General features: G+C 73.4%; 21 protein-coding genes. 12 read left to right on the forward strand and 9 right to left on the reverse strand.

The annotated features are described in order from the left end of the window. The first annotated feature begins 1 nt into the window (after window position 1). Entirely contained in the window at window positions 2-1,027 is a 1,026-nt protein-coding gene (locus ABD993_RS03485; protein WP_345412556.1) for a ferrochelatase, read from the forward strand. Here ABD993_RS03485 and ABD993_RS03490 read toward each other — a convergent pair. Then, window positions 1,015-2,145, reverse strand: a complete 1,131-nt coding sequence (locus tag ABD993_RS03490; protein WP_345412558.1) for an FAD-binding oxidoreductase — start codon at window positions 2,143-2,145, stop codon at window positions 1,015-1,017. The two genes, ABD993_RS03485 and ABD993_RS03490, sit on opposite strands and share 13 nt — an antisense overlap. 70 nt (window positions 2,146-2,215) lie before the next feature. On the opposite strand from ABD993_RS03490, the gene ABD993_RS03495 reads away from it, so the two are divergent. Further along, window positions 2,216-3,139 carry a LysR family transcriptional regulator gene (locus tag ABD993_RS03495; protein WP_345412559.1) on the forward strand — a complete coding sequence of 308 codons (924 nt, stop codon included), beginning with the start codon at window positions 2,216-2,218 and terminating at the stop codon, window positions 3,137-3,139. 97 nt (window positions 3,140-3,236) lie between these two features. Here the strand turns inward: ABD993_RS03495 and ABD993_RS03500 are convergent, their stop codons facing one another. Further along, a complete protein-coding gene (locus tag ABD993_RS03500) occupies window positions 3,237-4,022 on the reverse strand; it encodes a hypothetical protein (RefSeq protein ID WP_345412561.1) in 786 nt (261 codons plus the stop codon). A 147-nt stretch (window positions 4,023-4,169) separates the two neighbouring features. On the opposite strand from ABD993_RS03500, the gene ABD993_RS03505 reads away from it, so the two are divergent. Genes ABD993_RS03505 through ABD993_RS03515 form a run of 3 tightly spaced genes read left to right on the forward strand, consistent with a single transcriptional unit; the run spans window position 4,170 to window position 6,727 of the window. Continuing rightward, entirely contained in the window at window positions 4,170-5,000 is an 831-nt protein-coding gene (locus tag ABD993_RS03505) for a DUF3097 domain-containing protein (protein WP_345412563.1), read from the forward strand. Between the two features lie 58 nt (window positions 5,001-5,058). Then, entirely contained in the window at window positions 5,059-5,490 is a 432-nt protein-coding gene (locus ABD993_RS03510) for an NfeD family protein (RefSeq protein ID WP_345412565.1), read from the forward strand. A 10-nt stretch (window positions 5,491-5,500) separates the two neighbouring features. Beyond that, window positions 5,501-6,727: an SPFH domain-containing protein gene (locus ABD993_RS03515; RefSeq protein WP_345412567.1), complete on the forward strand. Its 1,227-nt coding sequence runs from the start codon at window positions 5,501-5,503 to the stop codon at window positions 6,725-6,727. A 6-nt stretch (window positions 6,728-6,733) separates the two neighbouring features. Here the strand turns inward: ABD993_RS03515 and ABD993_RS03520 are convergent, their stop codons facing one another. The 5 genes from ABD993_RS03520 to ABD993_RS03540 all read right to left on the reverse strand — a co-directional run bounded on the left by ABD993_RS03520 (window position 6,734) and on the right by ABD993_RS03540 (window position 10,351). Beyond that, a complete protein-coding gene (locus tag ABD993_RS03520) occupies window positions 6,734-7,504 on the reverse strand; it encodes an energy-coupling factor ABC transporter ATP-binding protein (protein WP_425568884.1) in 771 nt (256 codons plus the stop codon). Beyond that, on the reverse strand, window positions 7,501-8,265 hold the full coding sequence (cbiQ, locus tag ABD993_RS03525; protein WP_345412572.1) for a cobalt ECF transporter T component CbiQ: 765 nt from the start codon (window positions 8,263-8,265) through the stop codon (window positions 7,501-7,503). The genes ABD993_RS03520 and cbiQ overlap by 4 nt, the downstream gene beginning before the upstream one ends. Beyond that, window positions 8,266-8,610 (reverse strand): PDGLE domain-containing protein, encoded by a 345-nt coding sequence (locus tag ABD993_RS03530; RefSeq protein ID WP_345412574.1) that lies wholly within the window; start codon window positions 8,608-8,610, stop codon window positions 8,266-8,268. Next, window positions 8,607-9,281 carry an energy-coupling factor ABC transporter permease gene (locus tag ABD993_RS03535; protein WP_345412576.1) on the reverse strand — a complete coding sequence of 225 codons (675 nt, stop codon included), beginning with the start codon at window positions 9,279-9,281 and terminating at the stop codon, window positions 8,607-8,609. Before ABD993_RS03535 ends, ABD993_RS03530 begins: the two co-directional genes overlap by 4 nt. A 167-nt stretch (window positions 9,282-9,448) precedes the next feature. Further along, window positions 9,449-10,351, reverse strand: a complete 903-nt coding sequence (locus tag ABD993_RS03540) for a glycosyltransferase family 2 protein (protein WP_345412578.1) — start codon at window positions 10,349-10,351, stop codon at window positions 9,449-9,451. 359 nt (window positions 10,352-10,710) lie between these two features. Between ABD993_RS03540 and ABD993_RS03545 the strand changes: the two genes are divergently transcribed. The 7 genes from ABD993_RS03545 (at window position 10,711) to ABD993_RS03575 (ending at window position 18,768) form a co-directional block, all read left to right on the forward strand. Continuing rightward, window positions 10,711-11,841, forward strand: a complete 1,131-nt coding sequence (locus ABD993_RS03545) for a glycosyltransferase family 2 protein (protein WP_345412580.1) — start codon at window positions 10,711-10,713, stop codon at window positions 11,839-11,841. Window positions 11,842-11,917: 76 nt separating this feature from the next. Next, window positions 11,918-12,289 carry a hypothetical protein gene (locus ABD993_RS03550; RefSeq protein WP_345412582.1) on the forward strand — a complete coding sequence of 124 codons (372 nt, stop codon included), beginning with the start codon at window positions 11,918-11,920 and terminating at the stop codon, window positions 12,287-12,289. After that, window positions 12,286-14,283 (forward strand): hypothetical protein, encoded by a 1,998-nt coding sequence (locus ABD993_RS03555; protein WP_345412584.1) that lies wholly within the window; start codon window positions 12,286-12,288, stop codon window positions 14,281-14,283. The genes ABD993_RS03550 and ABD993_RS03555 overlap by 4 nt, the downstream gene beginning before the upstream one ends. After that, window positions 14,280-14,645 carry a hypothetical protein gene (locus tag ABD993_RS03560; protein ID WP_345412586.1) on the forward strand — a complete coding sequence of 122 codons (366 nt, stop codon included), beginning with the start codon at window positions 14,280-14,282 and terminating at the stop codon, window positions 14,643-14,645. The genes ABD993_RS03555 and ABD993_RS03560 overlap by 4 nt, the downstream gene beginning before the upstream one ends. Before the next feature lie 219 nt (window positions 14,646-14,864). Then, a complete protein-coding gene (locus ABD993_RS03565) occupies window positions 14,865-16,565 on the forward strand; it encodes a choline dehydrogenase (protein WP_345412588.1) in 1,701 nt (566 codons plus the stop codon). Between the two features lie 29 nt (window positions 16,566-16,594). After that, window positions 16,595-17,836: a glycosyltransferase family 2 protein gene (locus ABD993_RS03570; protein ID WP_345412590.1), complete on the forward strand. Its 1,242-nt coding sequence runs from the start codon at window positions 16,595-16,597 to the stop codon at window positions 17,834-17,836. Then, window positions 17,833-18,768 (forward strand): glycoside hydrolase family 16 protein, encoded by a 936-nt coding sequence (locus ABD993_RS03575; RefSeq protein ID WP_345412593.1) that lies wholly within the window; start codon window positions 17,833-17,835, stop codon window positions 18,766-18,768. Before ABD993_RS03570 ends, ABD993_RS03575 begins: the two co-directional genes overlap by 4 nt. Window positions 18,769-18,835: 67 nt before the next feature. On the opposite strand, the gene ABD993_RS03580 is transcribed toward ABD993_RS03575, so the two are convergent. After that, complete coding sequence (locus ABD993_RS03580) at window positions 18,836-20,230, reverse strand: glycosyltransferase family 4 protein (protein ID WP_345412595.1); 1,395 nt, start codon at window positions 20,228-20,230, stop codon at window positions 18,836-18,838. Continuing rightward, a complete protein-coding gene (locus ABD993_RS03585; RefSeq protein WP_345412597.1) occupies window positions 20,227-21,753 on the reverse strand; it encodes a lipopolysaccharide biosynthesis protein in 1,527 nt (508 codons plus the stop codon). Before ABD993_RS03585 ends, ABD993_RS03580 begins: the two co-directional genes overlap by 4 nt. Window positions 21,754-21,864 lie beyond the last annotated feature (111 nt).

The following is a 21,864-nucleotide window of genomic DNA, read 5'->3' on the forward strand; positions in this document are numbered from 1 at the left end:
CGTGCCCTACGATGCTCTGCTCCTGCTCTCCTTCGGTGGCCCCGAGGGGCTCGACGAGGTGCGCCCGTTCCTCGAGAACGTGGTGCGCGGTCGGGGCGTCCCGCCGGAGCGGCTGGACGCCGTGGAGGAGCACTACCGCCACTTCGACGGCGTCTCGCCCATCAACGCGCGCAACCGCGAGCTGATCGCCGCGATCCGGTCCCGGACGGACCTGCCGGTCTACTTCGGCAACCGCAACTGGCACCCGATGGTCGAGGACACCGTCGCGGAGATGGCCCGCGACGGGGTCCGGGACGCCCTGGTGTTCGCCACCAGCGCGTACGGCGGGTTCTCCGCCTGCAGGCAGTACGACGACGACATCGCCCGCGCCCGGGCGGGCGTCGAGGACGCGCCGCGGCTGACCAAACTGCGGCACTTCTTCGACCACCCGCTGTTCGTGCAGGCGAACGCGGACGCGATCCGCGCGGTCCTGACCGACGGGGCGCGGGCCGTCTTCACCGCGCACTCCGTCCCGACCTCCGCCGACGCCGCCGCCGGGGTGCCCGCCGAGGGCGGCCACCGCTACTCCCGGCAGATCGCGGAGGCGGCCCGGCTGGTCGCGGCCGAGGTGGGCCTCGCGGAGTACGACGTCGTGTGGCAGTCGCGCTCGGGTCCGCCGCAGGTCCCGTGGCTGGAGCCGGACATCGTGGACCACGTGGAGGCGGTGCACGAGAAAGGCGTCGAGGCGGTGGTCGTGGCGCCGATCGGGTTCGTGTCCGACCACGTCGAGGTCGTCTGGGACCTGGACAACGAGGCCGCGGGCAAGGCGGCCGAGCTGGGCATGCGGTTCGCGCGGGCGGCCACGGCCGGACCCGATCCGCGGTTCGCGGACATGGTGGTCGAGCTGATCGCCGAACACGTGTCCGGAGTGGAGCCCCGTGCCCTGGGCACCGTCCCGAGCGCGGGCTGCACCGTGAACGGCGCGCCGTGCGCGGTGGACTGCTGCCTGCCCGCGACGCGCCCGACGCGACCGGCTCAGCGGCCGTAGCAGAAGGTCCGCGCCGGGCCGAGGTCGTCCGCGGCGAACGGGGCGACCAGCTTCTCGTGGGCGCTGCGGGCCTCCGGCTCGGAGACGGGGTCCAGCGCGGTCACCGCGCGGAGCAGGAACTCCGCGTCGGTGGGGGCGCCGGTGCGCGTCGGACGGGCCAGCGCGCCGCCGAGTTGCCGGATCTCGACCACGCTCGGCACCGTCGCGTCGGGCCCGGTCGCCGCCACGACGGTGCTCAACGCGGCCGGGTCCGCCGCCCGCAGGAACCGCGCCTCACCCGCGTACGCGTGCGGGTCGGTGGGGTCGGAGTGGATGGTGTGCGCGTCGCCGTAGGGCATCCAGCGGAGGTCCGCCGCGGTGAGCCTGCCGATGGTGCGCAGGGCGTCGAGCGGGTGCTCGTCGGTGCCGACGACCCGGACCTGGGCCAGGTGCACCCCTCGCAGGTGGGGCGGGAGCGCCGGGACGTCCGGCAGCGGGACCAGGCTCAGGGACGCCGAGACCTCGTCCGGCAGGTCGGCCACGGCGGCGGCGAAGGCGGCCGGGAGGGACTCGTCGATCGTGAAGGTCAGGGTCCCGCCCCACACCCGGGGGACCTCGACGAGCTCGATCTCCACGGCGGTGACGACCATGTCGTCGGCCGGCAGTCGGTCGGTCCGCACCGGGTCCCCGGCACGGGACACCCCGTCGACGGACCGCACCCGGTCCGCTGCGTAGCCGAAAGCGCGGCCGAGGATGCCGAACCCGCCGCCCCGCAGGTACCCGACGACACCGACGCCCGGTGAGCTGCCGTTCACGGGGGCGAGACCGTGCGGTGTGGTGGCGGCGACGACATCTCCCCAGGTCGCACCCGCGGCGATCCGCGCGGTGCGGGCCCGCGGGTCGACGGTCACGCCGGTGAGCTCCGTGGTGGAGATCAGTACTCCGCCGTCGAGTGCGCTCACGCGGCCGTGGCCGGAGGACTGGACGGCGAGCGGGCCGTCGCCGGCGAGCGCGACCGCCTCGCGGACCTCCGCCGCGGTGCGGGGCAGGGCGACGGTGTCGGGCCGGTGCGGGCGGTTGGTCTGGTAGCCGGTGGTGACGGCCGCGAACGCGGCCTCCCCGGGTCGGATCAGCTTCACGACTCCACCGTGGCGGCGGACCGAGCAGAAGTCCAAGAGATGGACTGTCTAGGAGCTAGCATCGTCGGTTATGGAGCTGCGTCACCTGCGGTATCTCGTCGCGGTCGTCGAGGAGGGGACGGTGACGGCGGCGGCCGAGCGGCTGCACGTCGCGCAGCCCGGAGTGAGCGCGCAGCTGCGGCAGCTGGAGCGGGAGATCGGGGAACCCCTGCTGGCACGGTCGTCGCGGGGGATGGCGGTGACCGAGGCGGGGGCGGCGGTGCTGCCGTTCGCGCGGGCGGCGTTGGCGGCGGTCGAGGGGGCGCGGCTGGCCGTCGACGAGCTGAAGGGGCTGGTGCGCGGGCAGGTGAGGGTCGGGATGGCGCCCTCGCTCGCGGCGACCGACCTCCCCGAGCTGCTGGCGGAGTTCCGGGCAGCGCACCCCGCGGTGGAGGTCTCGCTGCGGGAGGGGACGTCCGCGGAGCTGCTGGCGGGGCTGGTCGACGGGATGGTCGACCTGGTCTGGGCGGGGATCGCGGAGGAGCCGCCGGAGGGTGTCGCCTACCGGGTGGTGACGGAGCAGGCGCTGGTGGCGGTGGGGTGGCCACCGGTGGGGGCCGGGCTGGGCGGGGTCGGGTCGGGCGGGGTCGGGTCGGGCGGGGTCGGGGGGCCGCGGTCGGGGTCGGTGACGGTCGCCGAGCTCGTCGGGGCGCCCCTGATGTGCATGGCCGAGGGGAGCGGGCCGCGCGCGGCCTTCGACGCCGCCTGTGTCCGGGCGGGAGTGCAGCCGCGGATCGCGTTCGAGGCGGGGGATCCGCTGCTGCTGGCCCGGCTCGCGGCACGGGGTCTCGGCGTCGCGGTGCTGCCGGAGGGGGCGGTGCGGGCCGCCGGGGTGGAGCTCGATCCCGTGGGGATCACCCCGGAGACGACCAGCCGAATCGTGCTGGCGTGGCGGGGGAGCGGCCCCACCAGCCCGGCGGCGCGTGCGGTGATCGCGCTCGCCCGCCGTTCATGATCGGAACTTGCGTGCCCTCAGCGTGGTGCGCACCACGCTGACGACACGCAGCCGGTGATCATGCAGCGCTGTGAGCACGAAACGTGCCGGGGCGGGGTCAGGCGGGGGCGTAGGTGCGGACCGCCTCCGCCACCGCGGCACGGCGGGCGATGCGGACCGCGGTGTCCAGGGGGCGCAGGGCTTCGCGGCGCGCCGTGGCCGCGCTCGCGGAGAGGGCGCCGCCGGGTTCGTCCACCAGGGCGGCGGCGAGGATCGCCTCCACCTCGTCCGCCTGCTGCAGCACCCGCAGCGCGCGCCCGGGCATGCCGCCGGGCCAGTGGGAGGCCGGCCGGGCGCGCAGGGCGGCCGCGATCTCCTCGCGCACCCCGGGCCGGTGCCGGGCGACGCCGAGCTCGGTGAGCAGCGACGTCGACTGCCGGACCTGCGACCGCAGCTCGGCCTCGGCCTCGCCGATCGGCACGTACTCCGCGGGCGCGACGGGGCCGGGGACGGCGAACACGGTCCACCGCAGCACCCCGTCCGCGACGGTGCTGGGCACCACCCCGACCCCGGCCTCGGCGAACAGCACGCCCTCACCCGCGGTGATCACCGCGGTGCCGAACGGGCCGGGCCCGGGCAGGCCGCGGACGTCCCCGGGGGCGGTGAGCACCAGCCGGGCCGGTCCGCGCGGGGCGCGGCGCAGGGCGGCGAACAGGAACGTCAGCGACGACACGGGGGCACCGGGGAGCGGCAGGTCCGTGGCCGCGGCCGAGGGCTCGTCGGCGGCGACGACGTCGTGCGCGTCCGCCCAGGGGACCAGGGCGTCGAGCACGTCGTCCGGTGCGGCGGACCCGGCCAGCCAGGCCGAGGACCACACCGCGAAGGTGGCGGAGGGGCGGGGCACGGGAGCCAGGTTAATCACCGTCCGGGTTCCCCGGCCCGCTGCCGTGCGGGTGACGGTCTGTGACGTTCGGTGAGTGGTCGAGGGTGATCCGGTGCTCCCGGGCGTGTCCTCCCCGCCGTCTCGCACACCCTGGGATACAACCGCGCCATGTCTCCGCGAACCCACGACTACCAGGGCCTGTTCGGGTCCGACGGCACCCGGGTGCAGCGCCGGAAGGCGGTCCCCGAGGTGCCCGCCGAGCGGGGCCTCGTCGTCGAGGACCCGGCCAGCGGGTTCTGCGGGGCGGTCGTGACGGTCGACATCCGCGAGGTCACGCTCGAGGACCGCAACGGCAGGCGGCGGATCTTCCCGCTCCGCCCGGCCGCGTTCCTGTTCGAGGGGAAGCCGGCCACGCTCGTCAAGCCCGCCCCGAAGGCGCAGGGTCCGGTGCGGTCCGCGTCCGGCTCGGTGAAGCTGGGCACCGTCAGGGCGCGCACCGCCCGCGCCTCCCGCATCTGGGTCGAGGGGATCCACGACGCCTCCCTGCTGGAGACGGTCTGGGGACACGACCTGCGCGTCGAGGGCATCGTCGTGGAGCCGCTGCACGGCGTCCACGACCTGGCCGCCGCCGTCCGGGAGTTCGGTCCGGCACCGCACCGCAAGCTCGGGATCCTGGTGGACCACCTGGTCGCCGGGAGCATGGAGACCCGGCAGGCGGCGTCGGTCGCCGGGCCGCACGTGATGGTGACCGGCCACCCGTTCGTCGACGTCTGGGAGGCGGTCAAGCCGGCCGCCGTCGGCATCCGGGCGTGGCCGCGGATCCCCCGCGGCACGGACTGGAAGACCGGGGTCTGCGAGGCCCTGCGCTGGGGCGAGCCCGCAGACGGCGCCCGCCGCGTGCTCGGCGCGGTCACGTCCTTCCGCGACCTGGACTCGAGCCTGATCGGCGCGGTCGAGCAGCTGATCGACTTCGTCACCGTCGACCCCGACGGGGGTTGAGACCGAGCCGAAATGATCATCCGCCGCGTGGCCGCGTGATCTCTGCCATCCTGGGGACATGGTTCCGCTGGTCTGGCTGATCGCCGGGATCGTGCTGCTCGCGGGCGAGATGCTGGCCGGGGAGTTCGTCCTGGCGATGCTCGGCGCCGCCGCGCTGGCGGCCGCGGGCGGCTCGGTGGTCTTCGGCCTGGAGTGGCTGGGCAGCTCGCTGGTGTTCGCCGTCGCGTCGGTGCTGTTGCTGCTGGGCGTGCGGCCCGCGCTCAGGCGCAGGGCGCAGCAGGCGATCGAGGGGTACCAGCACCACACGGACAGGATCGTCGGGGGATCGGCGGTGGTCTCCCGGCGGGTCGACAGCCACGGCGGACGCGTCCGCATCGGGCCGGACGAGTGGTCCGCCCGCGCGCTGGTCGACGACGAGGTCATGGAGCCCGGCGCGCGGGTCACGGTGGTCCGCATCGAAGGGGCCACCGCCGTCGTGCTGGCGGAGTAGAGGGGGAGACATGGACGTCGCGGTGCTCGTCGTCGTCGTGCTGATCGTGCTGTTCGCGATCATCACGGTGGTGAAGTCGGTGCAGATCGTCCCGCAGGCCACGGCCGCGGTGATCGAGCGACTGGGCAAGTACAAGACCACGCAGGACCCGGGCCTGGCGTTCCTGGTGCCGTTCGTGGACCGCATCCGGGAGCGGATCGACCTGCGCGAGCAGGTGGTGTCCTTCCCGCCGCAGCCGGTGATCACGCAGGACAACCTGACGGTCAACATCGACACCGTCGTCTACTTCCGGGTCAACGACCCGAAGTCCGCGGTGTACGAGATCTCGAACTACATCACCGGGGTCGAGCAGATCACCACCACGACGCTGCGCAACGTCGTCGGCGGGATGACGCTGGAGGAGACCCTGACCTCCCGCGACCAGATCAACAGCGTGCTGCGCGGCGAGCTGGACGACGCCACCGGCCGCTGGGGGATCCGCGTCGAGCGGGTGGAGATCAAGGCGATCGACCCGCCGCCGTCCATCCAGGAGTCCATGGAGCGGCAGATGAAGGCGGACCGCGAGAAGCGGGCCACCATCCTCACCGCCGAGGGCCAGCGGGAGTCCGCGATCCGCAGCGCGGAGGGCAACAAGCAGGCCCAGATCCTCACCGCGGAGGGCGCCAAGCAGGCGGCGATCCTCAACGCCGAGGCCGAGCGTCAGTCCCGCATCCTGCGGGCCCAGGGTGAGCGCGCGGCGCAGTACCTCACGGCGCAGGGTGAGGCGAAGGCGATCGAGAAGCGGTTCGCCGCGATCAAGGCGGGCCGTCCCACGCCGGAGCTGCTGGCCTACCAGTACCTGCAGACCCTGCCCGAGATGGCGAAGGGCGAGGCGAACAAGGTCTGGCTGGTGCCGTCGGACTTCGGCAAGGCCCTCGAGGGCTTCACGAAGATGCTCGGCGCGCCGGGGGAGGACGGGGTCTTCCAGTACACCCCGTCGCCCTACGAGGCCCCGCAGTCCCGGCCCGAGGACGACGAGGAGTCCGTCCGCAGCTGGTTCGACACCTCCGGCGACCCGGAGATCGCGGCGCAGGTCGCGGCGGCCACCGCAGCCGCCAACCAGGAGGTGCCCGCGCTCGGCGAGCCCACCCCGCAGGTCCGCGCCTCGGTGCGGCCCGAGCTGGAGGCGAACGACCTCACCCCGCCCAACGGCCTCCCGGCGACGGGGGACTGGTCCGAGGAGGCCCCGCCCCGCTAGGCCCGCCTACAGGGCGAAGCCGAAGGGGAGCTCCAGGCGGTGCCTCGCCAGGAGCTCCCCGTCGGCGAGGAGCTCGCGCGTGGGGCCGTCGGCGACGACGATCCCGTCGTCGAGGATCACGCTGCGCGGGCAGAGCTGCAGGGCGTAGGGCAGGTCGTGGGTGACCATCAGCATGGTCCGGCCCAGGCCCAGCAGGACCTCGGCGAGCTCGCGACGGGCCACCGGGTCCAGGTTGGACGACGGCTCGTCCAGGACGAGGATCTCGGGGTCGCAGGCCAGCACGGTCGCCAGGGCGACCCTGCGGCGCTGCCCGCCGGACAGGTGCAGCGGCGACCGGTCGGCCTGCTCCTGCATCCCGACGGCGGCGAGCGCCTCGTGCACGCGGGCCGCCAGCGCGTCCCCGGTCACCCCGAAGTTGGCGGGGCCGAACGCCACGTCCTCGCGGACCGTCGGCATGAACAGCTGGTCGTCCGGGTCCTGGAAGACGATCCCGACCCGGCGCCGGATCTCCTGGACCGTCTTGCGGGACACCGACAGCCCGGCGATCTCCACGCTGCCCGCCCCGGGCGCGAGGATCCCGTTGAGGTGCAGCACGAGCGTGGTCTTCCCCGCGCCGTTGGGGCCGAGCAGGGCGACGCGTTCGCCGGGCTCGATCCGCAGGTCCACGCCGTGCAGGGCCTGGTGGCCGTCCGGGTAGGCGAAGAGCAGGTCGCGCACGAGCAGGGAGGGCGGGGCGCTCACGGGCACATCCTGCACGCGTGCCCTCGGCAGGGTCATGCGATCACCCACCCGGTCGCCGCGAGGACCGCGGCCACGGCGACCGGGGCCAGGCCGCGGACCCAGTCCGCGCGGGTCGTGAGGTCCGGGGTGAGGACCGGCATGGCACCCGTCCAGCCGCGGGAGAGCATCGCGAGGTGCACCCGCTCACCGCGCTCGTAGGAGCGCAGGAAGAGGGCGCCGATCCCGCGCGCGGTCGCGCCGGCCTGCCAGAGGAACCGCGGGTCGTGGCCGCGGGCGATCCGGGCCAGGCGCATCCGCCGCGCCTCGCCGGAGATGACGTCGAGGTAGCGCAGCATCAGCGTGGCGATCGTGGTGACCATGGCCGGGGCGCGTAGCCGCTGGAGCCCGACGAGCAGGTCCCGCATCGGCGTCGTCGCCGCCAGGGTGAGCGACGTCAGCACGCCCAGGGTGCCCTTGACGAGGATGTTCCAGGCGCCGAGCAGGCCCGGGTCGGACAGCGACAGGCCCAGCCACTCGATCCGCGGGTCCGGGCCGGTCAGCGGCAGCAGCACCGCCAGCACCACGAACGGCAGCTCGATCACCGACCGGCGCAGGATCCAGCTGACGGGGATGCGCGCCGCCGCCCAGACCGCGAGCAGGACCACGGCGTAGCCGCCGAAGACCGGGAAGGCCTCGCGCGGGGTCGCGACGACGCAGACCACGCCGAGGAACGCGGCGACGATCTTGACCTGCGGCGGGAGCCGGTGGACCACCGACTCGCCGGGCAGGTGCAGGGGGTGGGCGTGACCGGCGCCCACTCAGCCCGTGCTCTCGGAGTCGACGGCCGTCGTGGGTGTGCGGCGCCGGAGGAGCCGGAACAGGCCTGCCGCGAGGACGAGCGTCACCAGCACGCCGATGATCCCGGCGAGTCCCACCGTGCCGTGCCCGCCGAAGACCGAGTAGTCCGCGAGCGGCGAGCCCGCGGTGTGGTGCTCGCCCGCGTTCTGCGCGATGCAGCTGCCCGCGAGCCGCCCGTCCTGCTCGGTGCAGCCGTGCAGGGCGACGGTGTCCAGCCCGTCCGGGCTCGAGCTGGCGACGTACGACAGACCGCCCGCGACGAGCAGCGCGACGGCCAGGAACCCGATCAGGAAGCCCTTCCTCACGCCGCCGCCTCCTTCCGCACGAGGGCCGGGGCGCTGCCGCGCAGCAGGTACACCAGGTCCGGCCGGACCGCGGCGACCGCCCCGACCGTCGCGGCGGTGATCACGCCCTCGCCGATGCCGATCAGCGCGTGCAGGCCGACCATCAGCCCGAACACGGTGCCGAGGGCGGCGCCGCCCGACCCGCCGACCGCGTACTCCAGGACGAAGCCGAGCGACGCGACGACGGTGTTCACGAAGGCCGCGACGAATGCGGTCGCGACCAGCCCGCCCCGCCCGCGGCGGGCGAGCCCGCGCAGCAGCAGCGCGATCCCGTAGCCGGTGAACACGCCGATCAGGGCCATGTTGGTGACGTTGGTGCCCAGTGCGGTCAGCCCGCCGTCGGCGAACAGCAGCGCCTGGACCAGCAGCACGATGGCGATACACACCGCGCCCACGTACGGCCCGACCAGGATCGCGACGAGCGCGCCGCCGAGCAGGTGGCCGCTGGCCCCGGGCAGGATCGGGAAGTTGATCATCTGCACGGCGAAGACGAACGCGGTGACCAGCCCCGCCATCGGGGCGGTGCGGTCGTCCAGGTCCGCGCGGGCCCTGAACAGGCAGAACGCCAGGCCGACGATCGCCACGGCGCCGAAGAGGAGCGAGGTCGGGGCGTTGACCAGCCCGTCGCTCATGTGCATGGCGGTGACCACTGCGCCTCCCGGGAGCCGTCGACAGCGCGCCGGGACCGGCGCACCGCTACAGCTCAACACCTCCGCGGCGTTGATGCAAAGTTCTGGCGAGAGCCGGGTGTGTGCGACTGTCCGATCGGAGGGGGCGCGCACCCCGGCGCGCCGCGCCGTCAGGCGTCCGCGAGCTCCCTGGCCCGTTCCTTCTCGGCGCGCCGCGCCGAACGGGAGGCGACGACGCCGAGCCCGGCCCGGCGCAGCGCTCCCACCGGGGCGATGAGGGTGCCGAGGGCCCGGTCCGTGGCGCTGACCTCGTACGCCTCGGAGTCCGTCAGCTCGGCGACGATCGCGTGGTGCTCCCCGGCCACGCGGTCCGCGTAGCCCGGTTGGCCCTCGGTCCCGTTCATCCGGACGGCGGCCAACGGCTCCGGCCTGCCGAGGAAGTCCCCGTGGTGCAGCAGGCGCAGCCAGCAGTCGAGGTCGAGCAGCTCGTCCCGGCGGCCGCGCCAGCCGCCCGCGGCCGCGAAGCTCTCCCGACGGAACAGCACGTTGCACGCGTCACCGATCAGGTTCGCCCGGCTCCGGACGATCTTGCGCGCCACCTCGTCCCCGCTGCGGGTGCCGATCAGCCCGCTGAGGCCGCGGCGGGGGACCAGGACCCGGCTGCGGTCGTCGACGACGTGCCGTCGCGAGGCGACCAGGGCGAGGCCCGGGTCGTCCAGCAGGGGCTGGCTCTGCAGCTCGAGGCAGCGCGGGTGCAGGAGGTCCCCGTCGACGACGGTCTTCACCAGCGGCGCCTGGCAGAGCTGCAGGGCGCGGTTGCGCGCCTCGCTGCGCGGCAGCCGCTCGCCGGTGCGCGCGATCCGGATCCGCGGGTCGGAGAAGCTGCGCATCACCTCGAGGGTGGCGTCCCGGCTGGCGTTGTCGAACAGCACGAGCTCGAAGTCGCGCTCGCTCTGGTCGAGGACGGACCCGATCGTCTCGCCGAGATGGTCGTCGCCGTCCGTGACGGCCGCGACGACGGAGATGACGGGCTGGAACGCCAGCGGTGGCCCCCCTGGGCCGCCGACGGTCACCGCGAGCCCAGGTCGCGGCGACGGAACGGGAGGTCGGCAGGCGTGGTGCGCACGGCTCGGCACTCTACCGAGGGCCCCGCGGACGGCCCGGGTCGGTGGGTCGAGAGCACTGTCCGTAAGGTTCACGGTGTGCGACCGGACGAGCGCCACCACCCCGCGGTCACGATGGTGTGGTCCCACGCGGTCCGATCGGGTGACGGTCTCGTCGTCGAGAGTCGTTCTGGTCACGTAACGCTTCCGGGTGGTCGTCAGATAACCCGTTCGATGACCGAGAACCGGGCCAGAGCTCGACCTGCAGTAGTCGGACGCCAAGACGTCAGTACAGACGCACTCGCTGTGCGATGAGGGGGACAACTGCGATGCAGCGCAGTCAACAGCCGACGGTGTCCGTCGTGGTACCGACCCGCAACGAGGCGCGCAACCTCCAGGTGGTGCTGCCCGCGATCGCGGCGGTCCGCCCTGCGGTCCACGAGATCATCGTCGTCGACGGCAACTCCGTCGACGGGACGATCGAGACCGCCCGCCGCGTCCTGCCGTGGGTGCGGATCGTGGAGCAGACCCGCAAGGGCAAGGGGAACGCGATGGCGTGCGGCTTCGCCGCCGCCACCGGCGACATCATCGTGATGTTCGACGCCGACGGCTCCGCGGACCCCGCCGAGATCCCGGCGTTCGTCGCGGCGCTGGTCGGCGGCGCGGACTTCGCCAAGGGCACGCGCTTCGCCCGCGGGGGCGGCAGCGACGACATCACGCTGCTGCGCCGCAGCGGCAACGCCGGGCTCAACGGCGTCGCGAACATGCTGTTCGGGACCCGTCACTCGGACCTCTGCTACGGCTACAACGCCTTCTGGGCGGACCTCCTGCCGCTCCTGGAGCTGCCGGCGGTGGACGCTCCAGCACCCGGCGACGGGTCGATGCTGTGGGGCGACGGGTTCGAGATCGAGACGGTGCTGGCCTGCCGGGTGGCGGCCGCGAACCTGCGGGTCACCGAGGTCCCGTCGTACGAGCGCGAGCGCATGTTCGGCGACACCAACCTGCGCACCTTCGCCGACGGCACCCGGGTGCTCCGCACCCTGGCCGCCGAGCGGCGTCGGGCGGCGCGCAAGGAGGCCGGGGCTTCGGCCACGGCGCCGCGCCGGGACGGCGCGCCCGTGAACGGGAGTGCGACCCGCGGCGCACCGGGCCGGGGCGGCCACCTCGGCGGCCTCGCGAACGGCTACCCGGTGCGTCCGGAGGTGCGGCAGGCCCCCCAGGGGGACACCCTGCCCGTTCCTCCGACGACGGCGCCGAGCCCGTCCGCCGCCGCGGCGGCGCCGGTCGGGTCCGCCACCCTGCCGGGCATGCCCGCCGTCACCCCGCGGCCCACTCCGCGCCCGTCACCGCGCCCGGTCAACCGTCCGGCGGCGGCGAACGACCGTCCCGCGACCGACCGCGCCGCGGCGCAGCGGGAGGCCGTCGACGCGCGTTATGCGTTGGAGGAGGAGGCGTCCTGAGAGGAACGTCCCCATCCGACAGCAGTGAGGACGCGGTCGACCGGCCGGCGGTACCGGCGAGGAACGGAGTGACGCGGTGAGCATGCCCTCCGCGGCGGAGTTGACCCGTGCCCGCACGGCACGGCGCGGGGTGGCCGTGATGCTCGTCGTCGCAGGTGCCGTGGCGTGCCTGCTGGCCGCGTTCGACGTGGCGGGCGGCTCCGGCCTGCGACTCGCGCTGACGGTCGGGTTCCTGCTGCTCGGTCCGGGCTGGGCGGCGGCGGGCTTCCTGCGCCGCGCCCCGGCGGCCCACATGTGGCTGCTGACGGTCGGTGTCGGCGTCGCCACCACGCTGCTCGCGGCCCAGATCATGGTGAGCGCGAGCTGGTGGCACCCCGACCTGATGACCTACATCATCACCGGGCTGAGCGTGCCCTTCCTGCTCCGGCACGCGGTGGTCGCCCAGTGACCACCCAGGACACCCGCCGCGACGCCTCCGCCGGCCCGCCGCGGGACACCGCAGGGGACTCGGAGGCCACGCAGGTCCTGTCGCTCGACGGGGTCCGTAATCTCGCGGACCCGCCCACGACGGCGCTGCCCGTCGTCCCGATGCCGCCGACCGAGGACCCGACGCCGCCGACCTGGCTCGACCGCAACCGGCCGACCCTGGACCGCTGGCTGTCCCCGGCGCTGGCGCTGCTCGCGGTGGCCATGCTGCCGCTCGCGGTGGCCACGACCGACCTCGCGGCGCTGGACGGCTGGGGTCTGGCGAAGGTTCTCGGCCCACCCGCGTGGCTCGCGCTGCTGTTCGCGGTCGGCGCCTGTGTCTCCGAGCTCTACGCCAAGCGGCCCCGCATCCCGATGCTGGGCGCCGCCACCGGCGTGCTGATCCTGTGCTCGACCGGGCTGCCGTCGGTCATCCAGCCCGCGGCCCGCTTCGGCACCGCGTGGACCATCACCGGTTTCGTGGACGCCGTCGCGGTCGCCAACGGGGTGCCGCCCCAGGGGCTGGACGCCCGGTTCTCCTGGCCCGCGTTCTTCGCGCAGTGGGCGTGGTTCCGGCAGGCCGCCGGGGCGGACGACCTCGACGTCGTCCTGCGCTGGTTCCCGTTCGCCGTCGTCACGGTGTGGGCGATCGGCATCTACGCGCTCGCCCGCTCGATGCTCGGGGGCTCGCGGGCGCCCTGGGCCGCGGCGTGGCTCTTCGTCGGGCTGAACTGGATCGAGCAGGACTACTTCTCGCCGCAGGCCACGGGCATCTGCCTGCTGTTGACGGTGCTGACCTTCGCCCTCGGCCCGCTGGCCACCCGCCGGACGGACTCGAGCGGTGTTCCCGGCTGGCCCGCCCCGCACCTCGGGGCGAAGCGGCTCCCGCTGTGGCACCGCTGGGTCGTCTCCGCGATGACCCCGCCGAACCGCCCCACCCTCCCGCCGCGCCAGCTGCTGCTGGTCTACTTCTGCGCCGCGCTCTGCATCCTCGCGGTCATCCCGGCCCACCAGCTCACGCCGTTCGCGATCATCGGCCAGCTAGCCCTGCTCGCGGTGGTCGGGAGGTACCGCGGGCGCGGGCTCGTGCTCGTCGGCATCCTCGGCGTGCTGGTGTTCATCCTGATCGCCGCGCGGCCCATCTGGACCACGCAGATCGGGCTGTTCATCGGGGACGGCAACACCGGCGCGGCCGTGGAGGCCGGCATCGGCAACAGGCTGACCGGCGACTTCGGCCAGCAGATCGTGAAGTACGGCCGCTTCGCCGTGGCTGCCCTGTCCTACGGGCTCGGCTTCCTCGGCGCGATCGTCTACTGGCGGCGCCGCCGGGACCTGGTCCCGATCGGCTTGGCCGTGGTCCCGATGGGCTTCGCCGCGCAGGGCTACGGCGGCGAGGGCTTCCTGCGGATCCTGCTGTTCGGCCTGCCGATCCTCACGATCCTCGGCACGGACCTCCTGCGCTGGCTCGTCCGGTGGCGCGGCTGGGTGCGGCCGGTGCTCGCCGTCGGGATGGTGGCGCTGTTCGCCATGCTGATCTTCCTGCGCGGCGGAAACGACTCCTACCAGGTCGTCTACCCGCGGGACGCGGAGATGTACCGACAGGTCGTGGCCACCACCCCGCCGGGGCAGAACGTCATGCCGTTGTCCGACCCGGGCCCGTTCGCCATCGAGGGGCTCACCATGTTCGGCCGGGGGGGCGGCATCGAGGGCTGCGGTCGCATCGCGGCGGCCACCGACAAGGTCGGCTGCATCACGCAGATCAACCCGGACGTCATCGTGAACTTCGGGTCCATCGAGGCACAGGGCGTGTACCTGTACCTCAACAAGCCGGGCTGGTCGCTGGAACTGGCGAACACGTTGGTCGCCCAGGGCACGTACACCATGTGGTTCCAGGACCCGACGGATCCGTACGACTTCGTGCTGCGGAAGACGGGCGCCCCCGTCATCGACAGCCAGGCGCAGGTGAACCCCGGATGACCCTCGATCCCGGCTTCGACAAGTGGGTGTGGCTCGGCTTCTTCGGGCTGCTGGCGGTGCTCGGCGTGCGCGCCTGGGTGGTGGAGCGCAGCCGCGGCCGGCTGGCCCGCACCCCCGGGTGGGTCCGGACGCTGACCGGCGCCTCCGTCGTCATGGTCGCCGTGGTCCTGGGCCTGATGTGGGTCCAGGGCGGCCAGCAGGTGGTCAACGCGGTGGTGAACCGGGTGGACCCGGTCACCGGGCTGCCGCTCGACCAGCCCGCCGCGGCGGTGGTCGCCCCGGCGGCCGACCCGAACGCCCCGGTGGACGCGAACGGCGTTCCGGTGAACGGTCCGGCCGCGGGTACCCCCGGAACGCCCTGATCGGGACGAAGCACGCGACCAGGCACGAGGCTCTGCAAGGAGCACAAGGCTCGACCGACGACGGCGTCGGAGCAGGACCATCGCTCCCCCTCGGGGGCGGGGGAACGCCGCGCGATATCGTGGCGCCGCTGCCGGTTCGGCGGTTCGGGTGAATCCGAACGGCCCGCACCGCCGCAGGGGGCAACGATCGCAGCGCCATCGGAGGAGGGCTCTCACCCCATGTCGGATCAGGTCTACGACTTCGTCGTGGTCGGTGGCGGTGCCGCCGGATGCGTGCTCGCGAACCGGCTCAGCGCCGACCCGGCGAACCGCGTGCTGCTGCTCGAGGCCGGGAAGTCGGACCCGTTCTGGGACGTCTTCACCCACATGCCCGCGGCGATGGGCATGGCGATCGCCAGCCACTCGCACAACTGGCACTACGAGTCCGAGCCCGAGCCCTTCATGAACAACCGGCGGATCCAGCAGCCGCGGGGCAAGCTCCTCGGCGGGTCGGGCTCGATCAACGCGATGACCTTCGTCCGCGGGCACCCCGCGAACTTCGACGAGTGGGCCGCCAAGACCGGTGACGAGGCGTGGGACTACGCGCACGTGCTGCCGTACTTCAAGCGCATCGAGGACTCGTTGAGCTTCGGGGGCAACGAGTTCCGCGGCCGCGGCGGCCTGCAGACCGTCGAGAAGGCCCCTGCGGACCACCCGCTGTTCTCGCTGTTCTTCGAAGCAGCCCAGCAGGCCGGGTACAACATCACCGCGGACCTCAACGGTGCGGTCCAGGAGGGCTTCGCGGCCTTCGACCGCAACATCCGTCGGGGCCGTCGCCAGTCCTCCTCCCAGGCCTACCTGCACCCGGTCATGGGCCGCCCGAACCTCGAGGTGCGCACCCGCGCGCTGGCCACCCAGGTGGTCTTCTCCGGCACCCGCGCGGTGGGCGTCACCTACCGGACGGGCTCCGAGGAGAAGATCGTCCGGGCCAAGGAGATCGTGCTCTCCGGCGGGGCGTTCAACACCCCGCAGCTGCTGCAGCTCTCCGGGGTCGGCAGGCCCGCGGAGCTCGCGGCCGTCGGGGTGTCGCCGGTGCACGAGCTGCCCGGCGTCGGCTACAACCTCGAGGACCACCTCGCCGTCCAGGTCCAGCACTCGTGCACCCAGCCCATCTCGATGGTGCACATGAAGGACAAGAAGAACTGGCCGAAGATGGGGCTGCAGTGGCTCGCGGGCCGAGGCCCGGCGACCAGCAACATGTTCGAGGCGGCGGGCTTCATCCGCAGCAACGAGGACATGGCGTTCCCGGACGTGATCATCGGCTTCGCGGCCATGGCGATGCGGTTCGACGAGAAGCGCATCGTGGACGGGCACGGCTACCAGGTGCATGTCGGCACGATGGCGGCCCGCTCGCGCGGCAGCGTCACGCTGAAGTCCGCGGACCCGACCCAGCACCCGCGGATCGTGTTCAACTACCTGGACAACCAGCGGGACCGGGACGACTGGGTCAAGGCCGTCCGGATCGCCCGGGACATCATGAGCCAGCCCGCCTTCTCCGGCGTGGACGGCGGCGAGGTCGTCCCCGGTGCGTCGGTGCAGAGCGACGAGGAGATCATCGCCTGGATCGCCGAGGCGGGACAGACCGGTCTGCACCCCACCGGCAGCGTGCGGATGGGCACCTCGGCGGACGACGTCGTGGACCCCTCGTCGATGCGCGTGTACGGGCTCGAGGGCCTCCGGGTGGTCGACGCCTCGATCTTCCCGACCGTGACCAACACCCAGACCTACGCCCCCACCCTGATGGTGGCGGAGAAGGCATCCGACATGATCCTCGGCAACACACCGCTCGAGGCCGTTCGGATCGCCCGCCCCGAGGTCGTCTCGCAGGCGCGGCCCGCCGCCGCCTCGGACGCCGTCGGGACACCGGTCCCCTCGGCCTGAGGGACTCTCGAACAGCACGGAGGACGTCCATGGAACTGCCCCAGCGGGCGCCGGCCTGGGTGGGCCGGGTGGACCGGCGGGCGGAGGGCCCGGACGCCCTCGACCTCTCGGTTGATCCGCGGTATGTGGCCGCCCGGCTCCTGGTCACCGCCGGGGAGGCGCCCGTGGGGCTGATCACCGTCGGGCTGACCGGCGGTCGCGCCACGACGTCGACTGTGCGGGCGGCCATCGAGGCCCAGCTCGGGCCCGACGGTGGCGCGGACACGGCGTTGCCCGTCTCGGCCGAGCCGCTCACCGTCGTGATCGCCACCCGCGGGCGGCCGGACAGCCTGCGGACCAGCCTGGCCGCCGTCGTCGCGGGTGACCATCCCGCGGTCACGGTGGTCGTCGTGGACAACGACCCCGTGGACGACGCCACGCAGCGGGTCGCCGAGGAGTTCGCGGACCGTGGCGTCGTCTACGTGCGGGAGGCCCGGCGCGGGCTGTCGGTCGGGCGCAACCGCGGGCTCCGCGAGGCCGCCACCGCGCTCGTCGCGTTCACGGACGACGACACCGAGGTGGACCGCAACTGGGCTTCGCGGATCGCCGCCGTCTTCGCCGCGGAGCCGGGGCTGGCCTGCGTGAGCGGCCCGGTGATCGGTGCCCGCTTGGAGACCGAGGAGGAGCTCGCGGCCGAGCGGGCGCTGGTCTGGAACCGCGGCTTCGAGTCCCGGCGCTACTCGCTGGAGGACCCGCCCGCGGATTCGGCGATCTTCCCGTTCTCGCCGGGGCTGTTCGGCATCGGGGCGAACTTCGCGGTCCGCGCGGACATCGCCCGCGCGGTCGGCGGCTTCGACGAGGCGCTGGGCGCGGGCGCCCCCACCCGGGGCGGCGAGGACTGCGAGTTCATGGTCCGGCTCGTGCTCGGCGGGTACCGGGTCGGCTACGACCCCGGTGCGTTCGTCTGGCACCACCACCGGTCCTCGCCCGAGGAGCTGCGCAGCCAGCTGCGCGGCTACTCCATGGGCCTCGGCGCGTTCCTCACCAAGATCGCGCTCGACCCGAGGGCGGGGGCGATGGCCGCGCGGCGGCTGCCCGCCGCCGTCGCGCAGTTCCGGCAGATCGGTGACCGGGAGTCGACCGCGGGGGAGGGCATGGCCGCGGGGAGCCTGCGCGAGCGCATCACCTGGATCGCCGACGGCGGCACCGCGTACGTCCGGGGGCGCCGGGCCGCCCGCCGCTCCGGCGGTCGCGTCCCCAGGCTCTCCCCGCAGGGGCCGGTGAGCCGGTGACGGGGCCGGGGGGCACCGGGACCGGGCCGGGGGACGAGAACCCGCCGACGCGCCCGGTCGAGCAGATGCCGAGGCCCGAGCCCACCGAGCAGCCGCCCGGCGGCGCGCCCACCAGGACGGTCTCCCGGCGGACGCTGTACGTCGTGGCCGGGATCGCGATCCTGGCCGTCGTGGCGCTGATCGTGGTCCTGGTGCGGCCGACGTCGGGCTCCGGCGGTAACGAGCCGCCGGTGGCCGAGCCCGCGGGCCCGACCTCCACCACGACGACGCCGAGCGCGGGTACCGAGACGAGCGCCGCGACGATCCTGGGCTGGGGCGACCCGAGCCGGGTCGACGAGTTCGACGGGCCGCGCCCCGCCGGCTGGAACCTCTACAAGGGTGAGGGGCACGACGGCAACGGCCGTCGTACGCCGGACGCCATCTCGGTGAAGGACGGCATCCTCACCGTCACCGGGGACTCCAAGGGCGACACCGGTGGGATGGCGCTCTACCCGGGCCAGCAGTACGGACGGTGGGAGGGCCGGGTGCGACTGCCGGAGTCCGACCCGACCTACCACGCCCTGCTGCTGCTGTGGCCGGACGCGGAGGACTGGCCGGAGGGCGGCGAGGTCGACTTCATGGAGGCCACGGACGGCGACCGCCAGAACGTGAGCTTCTTCCTGCACTACTCCAAGAACAACAAGCAGGACGAGGGCTCCGTCGCCGTGGACGCGACGCAGTGGCACAACTGGGCAGTCGAGTGGACGCCGGACCACATCATCGGCTACCTGGACGGCCAGGAGTGGTACCGCGTGGAGGACAAGGACCACCTTCCGCCGCGCCCGATGCACCTCACGATCCAGCTGGACTGGTTCCCGGAGGACGGGGACCCCGACAACGTCCGCGAGTCGGAGATGCAGGTGGACTGGATCAAGGAGTACCCACTCCGCTGACCGTGCTGTCCGATCGAGACGAGGCGCCCGCGCGGTCGCGCGGGCGCCTCGTCGTCGTAGGGGAGGGTCAGTCGGTCCCGAAGGCCGGGCGTCGCGCGGCGGGGAGCTTCAGGGTCCGTGCGGTCGCGATGTCGATGCTTCCCGTATCGGTGTCGAGGTCCGGGTCGAACCAGGCGGGCACGGGTGCGGCGATGCCCGGCCCGATCCGCTCGGAGCTGTTGAACGTGTCCGGGCGGATCCGGCCAGCGGCGCGGCCCGCGAAGTAGGTCCCGACGCCGGCGATCGTGCGGGCGACCTCGCCCCGCGACGGCTTGACGTGCTCGGCGATGGCCTTGTGGTACCAGGCGAGCTGGACGTCGAGCGCGTGCTGCAGGCTGTAGTGCCTGCGGACCAGCTCGAGGGCGAACTCGGCGTTGGTCTTGCGTCGGACCGGATCGGCCATGAGCGTGCGCAGCTCGCGGACCAGGACGTCCTCGCCGGTGCCGCCGTCCCCGATGCCGTAGAAGCCGTGCCAGCGGAACTCGCGCGCGGAGTGCCGGTCCAGCGTCTTGAAGTAGCCGTGCTCGCCCTGGACGATGCAGGGTTTGCCGAAGGCCATCGCCCGCAGCACCGACCCGCCCATGCCCAGCGCGATGTCCGCGGACTCGTAGGCGGGCCTGGGGTCGACGCGCAGCCCGGGCAGCGTGACGATCTCGCGTCCCGCACTCGCGTTGGTCGCGGCGGCCAGGGCCTGCAGCTCCGGCATCGCCGGCCCGTCGCCGACCAGCACGAGCCGGATGGGGTACTGGTGGGCGATGCGGCCGGTGGCGCGGATCGCCGTCTCCAGACCCTCCTGCTTGAGGGCGCGGGCGAACCGGCTGACCGCGACGACCATGACCTCGTCCGGCTTGACGCCCATCTCGGCGCGGAAGTCCTGCCCACCGGGGTAGCCCGGGTACTGGCCCACGACGTCCGTCGGGATCTCCAGGATGCCGATCGACCCGCTCCGCTCCCGGGTCTCCATGGCGATCAGCGGCCCGCAGACCTGCAGCGGGACCGTGCCGGGCATGAAGTCCGGCACGGACATGCTGTTGATCGTCATGGTCATCGGGATGTCGTCGGAGCGGTGCGGCCCGAGGAACATCAGGATGGACGGGGTGAGCTCGTAGGTGTGGACGAGATCGGGCTGTACCCGCCTGACCAGCTCGCGCATCCGCCGGTAGGCGCTGCGTGCGGTGGGCGCGATGTTGTCCGGGGACAGCTCCTCGATGACCTCGAAGGGCAGCCCCTTCTCGGCGATGACGTCCTGCAGCACGCCGGGCGGGCCCGCGAGGGTGACCTCGTGGCCCAGGTCGCGGGCGCCCGCGGCGAGATCGACGGAGTTGCGCTGGCTGCCGCCGATCCCGAGGTTGTGCAGGACGACGAGCAGGCGCAGCCTGCGGTCGGTGTGCTGCGAACGGAACGGCCCGCTCTGCCAGGTCACGTCCTGGTACTCCCTGTGGTGTCGGCGAGGTCCCTGGCGGGCTCGTCCCGGTTCTCCTCCGCCGCGAGCGCGTCCTTGCGCAGCGTGCGGGCGAACCGGAGCAGCGGCACCGCGACGATCAGTGCGGTGAGCGCCTGGGCGAGCAGGAACGCCAGTCCGGCGCCCCCGACCCCCATCCGGTCCATGAGCACCACGGCGAGCCCGATCACGAGTGCCGCGGTGAACACCTCTAGGACGACTACGCGCCCCATCTGGTTGCGTAGCCGGGAGGTGTTGATGAAATTCATGTTGATGATCGTGAAGGGGATCGCCAGCACCGCGTAGCGCAGCACCCAGGTCCCCTCGTCCGAGTAGGTGTCGCCGAGGAGCGAGAGCAGCCAGGGTGCCAGGAAGAACAGCGAGGGCACGCCGACCAGGCCGATCAGGTAGCTGAGCCGGAAGGTGCGGCGCATCAGCGCCCACTGCTCGCGGCGGTCGTGGCTCGCCTCGACGACGTAGGACGAGCTGATGTTCCAGATGAGCACGCTGAACGACTCGGCGATCAGCCAGGGCAGCGCGTAGTAGGCGTTCGCCTCGGTGCCCAGCCGGGCGACGACGAGCAGCGGCAGCACCAGCGGGATGATCACCGTGACCGCGCCGGTGGCGTACTCGGCGAGGAAGATCGTGGACAGCCCCCGGCGGTCCGGCATCGGTGGCGTGCCCGGCCCCGGCGGGGGGATCCGCGGCAGCAGCCTGCCGAACAGGAGGGGCGCGACCACCAGCTGCAGCACGATGATCGGGATCGCCCAGGCGACGAGGATCCCCTTCTCGAACGCCAGGTTCGCGAAGACGATCAACAACCCCATCTTGCCCAGCGCGAAGAGCAGCTGTTCGAGCGGGATCCACGTCGAGCGACGCAGCCCCGTCAGCACCCAGTCCTGGAGCGTGGACAGCGCGAGCAGGACGACCAGCAGCGGGAAGCCGAGCCTGTCCCAGGTGGTGGGGAACAGCTCGTCGTGCGGGAAGAACAGCAGGAAGCCGAAGCCGAGCAGCAGGGCGATCGCGGTGGCGATCCCGTAGCCCGCGAGCACGAGCCGTCTGCCGCGCCCGTGCGCGGAGGCCAGCACGCGGCCGAACAGCAGCCCGACGTTCGATGCCGCGATCTGGCTCAGCATCGTGGCGGTGGACAGGATGGCCGACGACCGGCCGACCTCCGCGGCGGGCAGCCGGGCTGCGATGGCCCAGAACCCGAGTCCGACGACGGCGGTGATGCCGGTCGCGGCCATCAGGGCGAAGGCGTTGAGCTCCAGGCTGGGGAGGAGCCTGCGTCGAGCCGGTTCCCCGTCCTCGGCGGGCGGGAGGATCGGCACGGGCGCCGTGGCCTGGGCGGCACCCGGCGCGGGCACGACGGCGGAGAAGCGTTCGGTGGCGGGGTCGGCGTAGGGGTCGGAGCCCGGGCCCGTGACCCGGTGGACGTCCCGCCTCGGACTCGGGCGGGCGGCGGGACGCCGGAGATCCTGCGTCCGCTCGTTGTCTCGATCCACTACCGCGATACCCCGTCAGACGTGACCGTGCTCGTCGAGCACCCTAATCCGTGGCTGGTCGATCCTATGGCTCACCCGGATGGGCCTGGTTCGGGGGTAGTCCGGCCGGGG

Origin of the sequence: Pseudonocardia xishanensis (genome assembly GCF_039541715.1) — a bacterium.
In the GTDB taxonomy this organism is placed as follows: Bacteria; Actinomycetota; Actinomycetes; order Mycobacteriales; family Pseudonocardiaceae; genus Pseudonocardia; species Pseudonocardia xishanensis.

Bases quoted from the DNA above. Each gene is read 5' to 3' on its own strand.
- ABD993_RS03510 (WP_345412565.1), top strand. From the start codon at position 5,059: ATGGTTCCGCTGGTCTGGCTGATCGCCGGGATCGTGCTGCTCGCGGGC.
- ABD993_RS03565 (WP_345412588.1), top strand. From the start codon at position 14,865: ATGTCGGATCAGGTCTACGACTTCGTCGTGGTCGGTGGCGGTGCCGCC.
- ABD993_RS03545 (WP_345412580.1), top strand. From the start codon at position 10,711: ATGCAGCGCAGTCAACAGCCGACGGTGTCCGTCGTGGTACCGACCCGC.
- ABD993_RS03535 (WP_345412576.1), bottom strand. From the start codon at position 9,281: ATGAGCGACGGGCTGGTCAACGCCCCGACCTCGCTCCTCTTCGGCGCC.
- ABD993_RS03520 (WP_425568884.1), bottom strand. From the start codon at position 7,504: ATGACCCTGCCGAGGGCACGCGTGCAGGATGTGCCCGTGAGCGCCCCG.
- ABD993_RS03515 (WP_345412567.1), top strand. From the start codon at position 5,501: ATGGACGTCGCGGTGCTCGTCGTCGTCGTGCTGATCGTGCTGTTCGCG.
- ABD993_RS03570 (WP_345412590.1), top strand. From the start codon at position 16,595: ATGGAACTGCCCCAGCGGGCGCCGGCCTGGGTGGGCCGGGTGGACCGG.
- ABD993_RS03495 (WP_345412559.1), top strand. From the start codon at position 2,216: ATGGAGCTGCGTCACCTGCGGTATCTCGTCGCGGTCGTCGAGGAGGGG.
- ABD993_RS03560 (WP_345412586.1), top strand. From the start codon at position 14,280: ATGACCCTCGATCCCGGCTTCGACAAGTGGGTGTGGCTCGGCTTCTTC.
- ABD993_RS03505 (WP_345412563.1), top strand. From the start codon at position 4,170: ATGTCTCCGCGAACCCACGACTACCAGGGCCTGTTCGGGTCCGACGGC.